Raw genomic sequence first — 6,904 nt, forward strand, 5'->3', positions numbered from 1 at the left:
CGCTCCGGCGGCTTTTTGATAAAGGCTATCGATTGGCTGAAATCAGGACTGCTGAACGATGACCTTGGTGGCCTTGCCCGGCAGGACGCGGCTGTAGAGGTCGATGACATCCTGGTTGATCATGCGGATGCAGCCCGAAGAGGCGGCGGTGCCGATCGAAGCCCATTCCGGTGAACCGTGGATGCGGAACAGCGTATCCTGGCCCTTTTCGTTGAACAGATACATGGCGCGGGCGCCAAGCGGATTGCTGATGCTGGGGCCCATGCCGCCTTCGACATATTTGGCCACTTCCGGCTTGCGCACGGCCATTTCCTTCGGCGGATGCCAGGTTGGCCATTCCTGTTTCCAGGCGACATAGGCCTGACCCTGCCAGGCGAAGCCGTCCTTGCCGACGCCGATGCCGTAGCGGATCGCCTTGCCATTCGGCAGAACGTAATACAGGAAGCGTTCCTTGGTGTTGACGATGATCGTACCGGGCCGCTCTGTCGTGTCGAAAGCAATGATCTGGCGGCGGAACTTCGGATTGACCTTTTGGATCGGAATACCAGGCAGCGCATAGCCGGCATCCGTAACAGGACCATAGGAATCATCGAAGATCTGTGCTGTTTCGACCGAGGCGGGGGCGACAACAGGTGCGGCCTCAGCGGTCTTTTTGCTGTCGGCTTCCGACGTGGTGGAGCAGCCAGTGATGGCGAGGGTGGAGAATAGACCGAGCACGGTCAGTGCATTGCGGATTCGCATGGGAGGCTCATCGACTTTCGGGCGGGAAATGATCTGTGTTACCAGCTTTGATAGTGGTATATTTTTGATTACAGTGGAGTTTGCAAGGGAACAGAAGACCCATGCCGTCTCTGGCCTCGCAAATTGCTGAAGACTGGCTTTTTTGCAACAGACTTGAGGCTGGCAAAGAGAAGATTATGACGATTCTTAGTATTTCCGTTAAGAATACATTAATCGACGGACGGCAGTCGGAGCGGGCCTTAATGATTCGCCGTGGCACGCAATTGCTCCTCGACCAGATGCGCCATGCCGTGCTGCCGGAGCTTTCGCTGGCCAGCGGCCGCCGGGCCGACTTGATCAGCGTCTCGGATAAGGGTGAAATCTGGATTACCGAGATCAAATCCTCCATCGAGGATTTCCGGGTCGACCGCAAATGGCCGGACTATCGCCAGCATTGCGACCGGCTGTTTTTCGCCACGCTGCCCGATGTGCCCCAGGAGATTTTTCCGCAAGACTGCGGCCTGATCGTTTCAGACGGCTATGGCGCGCATCTGTTGCGCGATGCGCCGGAACACAGGCTTGCCCCCGCCACCCGCAAATCCGTGATGCTGGCCTTTTCGCGTACGGCTGCCCAGCGGTTGATGCGGGCCGAATGGGATGCCGCCCCGCAATTTCTGCCCTGATGATTTCGGCGCACGCTAGTTACTTTGGTGCGCGCTTGGCCAGAATGCGTTGCAGGGTGCGGCGGTGCATGTTCAGCCGCCTTGCGGTTTCCGAAACATTGCGTTCGCAGGCCTCGTAGACCCGCTGGATGTGTTCCCAGCGCACCCGGTCGGCAGACATCGGATTTTCCGGCACATCTGCCTTTTCGCCCGGACGCTGGGTCAGGGCGTTGAAGACATCGTCGGCATCGGCAGGTTTCGACAGATAATCCACCGCGCCCAGTTTGACGGCGGTGACGGCGGTGGCAATATTGCCGTAGCCGGTCAGCACGATAATCCGCGTGTCGGTTCGGCTTTCCCGAATGGCCTGGATCACATCAAGACCATTGCCATCGCCAAGCCGCAGGTCGACCACGGCATATTTCGGTGCTGCGGTCTTGGCCTTGGCAATGCCTTCCGCCACAGAAGAGGCAATATCCACTTGAAAGCCACGGGTTTCCATGGCGCGGGCCAGCCGTCGCAGAAAAGGCTGGTCGTCATCGACTATCAACAAGGTGGCGTCCGGGCCGAGATCGGCAGCGCCGTCTTCGTGGGTGATCGGCATATCCTGGGTCATGTTCTCTTAATCCCTAGAGCATTTCCAGGAAAAGTGGAAACCGGTTTTCCGTCCGGAAATGCGTAAAAACGACGAGCTAGAGCGTTGCTGCGATTCCATGAAGAGCAGAGACACTCTAGTGTCCGCAGCGTTATTGCGCACTCGCCCCTGTCGGTAAAGTCACTTTGTCGGTGTTTCCATTTCCCGGCGCGGCCAGCGCACTGTTACCCGTGCCCCCGGGTTGGAAACGCCCCGGTTTTCAAAGGTCAGGACAGCCCCGGAACGTTCCAGCAAGGTCTTGGCAATGAACAGGCCCAGCCCAAGCCCGCCCGCCCGCGCATCGCTTTTGCGGCTGGTGACATAAGGCTCGCCGATTCTCAGCAGGATATCGGGCGCAAAGCCTTCTCCATCGTCCTCGATCATGATCGTCACATGACGGTTGTCATGCTCTACCGTGATGGTGACCTGATCCCGAGCATAGTCCAGGGCGTTCTCGATCAGGTTGCCAAGTCCGTAGAGAATGCCGGGATTGCGGTTACCCACCGGCTCGCTGGTGCGGTCCGAAACCTCAACTACCGTCAGCTTGATGCCGAAGTCCCGGTGAGGCGCGATCACTTCCTCAATCAAGGAAGAGAGCGGCAATTGCCGCATATGCGCCTCATCCTCGGCGGACAGGGTGGTCAACCGTTTGAGAATGTCGCGGCAACGTTCGCTCTGGCTGCGCAGCAGCTGGACGTCCTCGCCAAACCGGGGGTCCTTGCCCAGTTCCCGTTCCATTTCCTTGGCAACGACGCTGATCGTCGCCAGAGGCGTCCCTAATTCATGGGCGGCGGCGGCGGCCAGCCCATCCAGCTGGGAAAGATGCTTTTCCTTTTGCAGCACCAATTCGGTTGCCGCTAGCGCATCGGCCAGAAGATTGGCTTCCTTGGATACGCGATAGGCATAGAAAGCAGCAAAGGCGGTCATTGAAACGATTGAGCACCAGATTGCCGTGAGCATGACCGGGCCGCCGCGATCGATATAGTCGGCATACCAGGGCAGGGGAAAAGGCGTGAAAGCCTGCACCGAAATGCAGACCATCGCCAGGCCCAGCAAGGCCATGGAATGGCGCAGCGGCTGCGAAGCAAAAACCACGATGACCGGCACGCAGATCAGCGGCGCGAAAGGATTGGCCAGCCCGCCCGTGATAAACAGCAGAGCGCCCATCTGGAAAAGGTCCAGCGCCAGGATCGCCAAGGTCCAGATTGGCTCCAGCCTCTGGGTGGACGGAAAGGCCAGTTGCAGCAGGAAATTCACCACTGCCAATGCGCCGATCAGGATGGCGGCGGCCAGTACCGGCATCGGAAATTGCAGGACCAGCGCGACAATTGCCAGGGTTATGGTCTGCCCTGCGACCGCCAGCCAGCGGAGCCGGACGAGCGTTTCAAGCCGCAATCTGCGGCTGGATGTACCAAAATGCATGCGAATATCCGTCTTTGCGCTCATTCACGTTCCCCCCGCCCGTCCTCCTTCGGGCAAGGTCTATGTACCACGCGGTTTTGCCCGTGTCGTGGGGGCAGCAGCGGCAGGGTCGTCTGGCCAGGGATGACGGGGATAGCGCCCGCGCATGTCGGCGCGCACATCACTCCACGATCCGGCCCAGAAACCAGGCAGATCGCGGGTCGTCTGGATTGGCCGATGCGCTGGCGACGTCAGTTCCAGCAGCAGCGGCAACCGTCCGCCGCCAATGGCCGGATGGTTTTTCAGGCCAAACAGCTCTTGGACGCGGATCGTAAGCTTCGGCTCGTCGCCGTCATACTGGATCGGATGGCTCATGCCGGTCGGCGCGGTAAAATGGGTCGGCGCCATCTGGTCCAGATCACGCTGCGCCTCGTAAGGCACCAGCGCCTTCAGCCCATCAATTATCCCGCCCATGGAAATATCGGCAAGGCTGCGCACACCGGTCTGGAAGGGAATGAACCAGTCCTCAAGCCGCTCCAGCAGGGCCTCGTCACTGATATCCGGCCAGGGCGTTCCGAGCGTGCGATACAGAAAACCGATGCGCTGGCGCAATTGCTCGGCATTTTTGCTGAAAGTCAGTCGGTCGAGGCCCAATTGCCGCAACCCTTCTGCCAGTGCCCTGGTGGCGCCTTCGCCACTGGGCCGCCCTAGCGGTGTTTCCTCCAGAATGATCGCACCGATCCGCTTGACCCGTCGCGCCCGGACCTGGCCGCTTGGCGGGTCGAAAAAGCTCTCATCGCCCTGAATGATTGCCGCTGGCAGGCTCTCTTCTATATCGGAAAGGCGGATTTCCGCCGCGCTGAGGATTCGCCCCTGCGCTGCCCGCCCGGTCAGATCGGCAATGACAAGCATATCGCTTGCCGCCAGTCGTTCGGTTTGCGCCAGTTCCGCGCCGCGCCCGTTTGCCATGACATATCGCCCGGGTGCGCCCCGTTTCAGCGCGATCCGGTCGGGATAAGCATGTAAAAGCAGCACCCCGGCCAGCGTCGAGGTGGCGGCAGCCTGATGTTTCGGCAGGTCTTTCGTCAACCGATCCGCCAGCTTGCGCGCTGCACTGGCCCGCTCGCTGCGGTCCGACCGAAACCGGCGCAGGCGTTCTTCCAGATCGATATCCGTTCCGCCCAATCCTTGTTCTGTCAGCAAGACGGCGATTTCAATGGCCGTTTTAGCCTGACCTTGTTCTGCGGCGGCAATCACCATGGCGGCTAGCCGCGGCGGCAGGCCAAGGCCGCGCATTATCTTGCCTTTGGCCGTCAAGTGTCCCTGATCGTCCAGTGCACCGAGAGCTAGCAGCAGGTTTCGCGCCTCCTTCAACGCGGCGGCGGGGGGCTGATCGATAAAGGATAGGGCGGAAGCATCGGTCACGCCCCAATGGGCCATGTCCATCACCAGACCGGACAGGTCACTGGCGAGAATTTCCGGCGGGGTAAAGGCTGGCATCGCTGCCGTTTGACCGGCATGCCAGAGCCGGATGGCGATACCCGGCTCGGTTCGCCCGGCCCGCCCGGCCCGCTGGTCGGCGGAAGCCCGCGAAACACGGGTGGTTTCCAGTCGCGTGATACCGGTTGAGGGTTCGTAGACCGGCAGGCGTTGCAGCCCGCTGTCGATGACGATCCGCACCCCATCGATGGTGATCGAGGTTTCGGCAATCGATGTGGCCAGAACCACTTTGCGGGTGCCGGGTGCGGTGGGTTTGATGGCCTGATCCTGCTCGCCCTGCGAAAGATTGCCGTAAAGCGGCGCAATCAAAGTTGCCGCCGGCAACCGGCCCTCCAGCCGCTCCGCCACGCGGCGGATCTCGGCCTGTCCGGGCAGAAAGGCAAGGATCGACCCGCTTTCATTGGCATGGGCATCGAGAATGGCACTGGTAACGCTGTCTTCGATCCGTTCGGTGCCGGGCCGGTCGCGGTGACGGATATCGATGGGAAAGCTGCGCCCCGCACTTTCCAGCACTGGCGGGTCCTGCATCAGGCCTGCCACCCGCTGCACATCCAGCGTCGCCGACATGACGATCAGCCGCAAATCGTCGCGCAGGGCCGATTGGCAATCCAATGCCAGCGCGAGACCGAAATCCGCATCCAGTGACCGTTCATGAAATTCGTCAAACAGCACGGCTGAAATGCCTGACAGTTCGGGGTCCTCCAGAATCATTCGGGCAAACACGCCTTCCGTGACCACTTCAATCCGCGTCTTGGCAGAGATGCGGTTATCGAGCCGCATCCGGTAGCCCACCGTTTCACCCACGGTCTCGCCGATCAGGGAGGCCATGCGGGACGCTGCAGCACGCGCGGCCAGCCGCCTTGGCTCCAGCAGAATGATCCGATTATCGCCCCGCCATGGCTGGTCAAGCAGGTAGAGTGGAACAAGCGTCGTTTTGCCTGCCCCTGGAGGAGCCGAAAGAACGGCACGGTTACCCTCTCGCAATGCCTTCGCCAAAGGAGGCAGGATTTCACTGACAGGATAAGGAGGAAGAGAGAATGCCATGGAATTGCGTATCGCTGGTACGTGTCAGGGAAATCGAAACCGGCTCAACCGATCGGCAGCCCTTCCTTAAAGAGACAAACCTCACAGCCGACCCTGCCGGGCCTTAACGGTTTCATACGCCAGAATGGCGCCTGCGAGATCTTCTAGCGCAGCCCCAACGGATTTGAACAGCGTAATTTCTTCTGTATTCTTACGCCCATCGACAGTGCCTCTGACAAGCTCCGTGAGTTCACCTTGAATCAGCTCTACGGTCAGACTGCCATTGCGGAGCGGCTGTACGATATCGCCCGCCTCAGCCATCGCGCCCGCGCGCGTATCAACATAGACGCGGGCCCTGCGAATTGCCGTATTATCCGCCTCACGCATGTCAGGCCGGAAACCGCCGACGAGATCGACATGGGCGCCGGGTTTCAGCCAGTCGCCTCGGATCAACGGATCGGTTGCCAGAGTGGCGCATGAAATAATATCCGCCTGTCGCGCAACCTCTTCAAGCCCTGTCACAGCCCGAGCAGAAAAACCGAGCTCACGGGCTGCGGCTGCCGTTTCTTCTGCCTTGGCTGAATTGCGGCCACAGATAGAAATCTGGGTGAGGGGCCTGATGGAAGCATGAGCTTCTATAAGATGGAGTGAAAGACGTCCCGTTCCCACCATCAGCATATGCGATGCATCGTCCCGAGCCAGATAGCTTGCCGCCAGGGCAGACGCTGCCGCAGTGCGCCGCGCCGTCAGAACTCCTCCATCGATAAGAGCCAGCATCGCTCCTGTTTCGCCCGAGGTCAGTAGATAGCCCCCCTGCACCGCAGGAAGGCCAGAGAGATGATTGTCTGGAAAAACCGAAACCAGTTTGACACCGCAATATTTGCCGGGCAGCCAGGCGGGCATCAAGAGCAGGGTCGCATCGGCGCGTCCGGGCACTTCCACTGTATGATGATGCCGGACCGGC

6 protein-coding genes (1 of these 6 only partly in view) are annotated in these 6,904 nt (G+C 60.2%); 1 reads left to right on the plus strand and 5 read right to left on the minus strand.

The window, feature by feature from the left end:
* Positions 1 to 42: 42 nt before the first annotated feature.
* Positions 43 to 741, minus strand: coding sequence for a L,D-transpeptidase (locus tag G6L01_RS16650; RefSeq protein WP_070165174.1), 699 nt, complete (start codon positions 739 to 741; stop codon positions 43 to 45).
* Positions 742 to 917: 176 nt separating this feature from the next.
* On the opposite strand from G6L01_RS16650, the gene G6L01_RS16655 reads away from it, so the two are divergent.
* The gene (locus G6L01_RS16655; RefSeq protein WP_070165194.1) at positions 918 to 1,403 is read left to right on the plus strand and encodes an MmcB family DNA repair protein; all 486 of its coding nucleotides are present in this window, start codon (positions 918 to 920) and stop codon (positions 1,401 to 1,403) included.
* A 19-nt stretch (positions 1,404 to 1,422) separates the two neighbouring features.
* Here the strand turns inward: G6L01_RS16655 and G6L01_RS16660 are convergent, their stop codons facing one another.
* The 4 genes from G6L01_RS16660 to lhpI all read right to left on the minus strand — a co-directional run.
* On the minus strand, positions 1,423 to 1,998 hold the full coding sequence (locus G6L01_RS16660) for an ActR/PrrA/RegA family redox response regulator transcription factor (protein WP_070165173.1): 576 nt from the start codon (positions 1,996 to 1,998) through the stop codon (positions 1,423 to 1,425).
* A 159-nt stretch (positions 1,999 to 2,157) separates the two neighbouring features.
* The gene (locus G6L01_RS16665; protein ID WP_070165172.1) at positions 2,158 to 3,462 is read right to left on the minus strand and encodes an ActS/PrrB/RegB family redox-sensitive histidine kinase; all 1,305 of its coding nucleotides are present in this window, start codon (positions 3,460 to 3,462) and stop codon (positions 2,158 to 2,160) included.
* Positions 3,463 to 3,498: 36 nt separating this feature from the next.
* On the minus strand, positions 3,499 to 5,961 hold the full coding sequence (gene hrpB / locus G6L01_RS16670; RefSeq protein ID WP_071207462.1) for an ATP-dependent helicase HrpB: 2,463 nt from the start codon (positions 5,959 to 5,961) through the stop codon (positions 3,499 to 3,501).
* Positions 5,962 to 6,042: 81 nt separating this feature from the next.
* Positions 6,043 to 6,904, minus strand: the 3' portion of a protein-coding gene (lhpI, locus tag G6L01_RS16675) for a bifunctional Delta(1)-pyrroline-2-carboxylate/Delta(1)-piperideine-2-carboxylate reductase (RefSeq protein WP_070165170.1). The gene runs 95 nt beyond the window's last position; the window shows 862 of its 957 coding nt (coding positions 96-957); the start codon falls outside the window, past its right edge; it ends in the stop codon at positions 6,043 to 6,045.

Origin of the sequence: Agrobacterium vitis (assembly GCF_013337045.2) — a bacterium.
In the GTDB taxonomy this organism is placed as follows: Bacteria; Pseudomonadota; Alphaproteobacteria; order Rhizobiales; family Rhizobiaceae; genus Allorhizobium; species Allorhizobium vitis_B.

Coding starts and splice junctions, on each gene's coding strand:
- G6L01_RS16650 (WP_070165174.1), bottom strand. CDS start 741: ATGCGAATCCGCAATGCACTGACCGTGCTCGGTCTATTCTCCACCCTC.
- G6L01_RS16655 (WP_070165194.1), top strand. CDS start 918: ATGACGATTCTTAGTATTTCCGTTAAGAATACATTAATCGACGGACGG.
- G6L01_RS16660 (WP_070165173.1), bottom strand. CDS start 1,998: ATGACCCAGGATATGCCGATCACCCACGAAGACGGCGCTGCCGATCTC.
- G6L01_RS16665 (WP_070165172.1), bottom strand. CDS start 3,462: ATGAGCGCAAAGACGGATATTCGCATGCATTTTGGTACATCCAGCCGC.
- hrpB (WP_071207462.1), bottom strand. CDS start 5,961: ATGGCATTCTCTCTTCCTCCTTATCCTGTCAGTGAAATCCTGCCTCCT.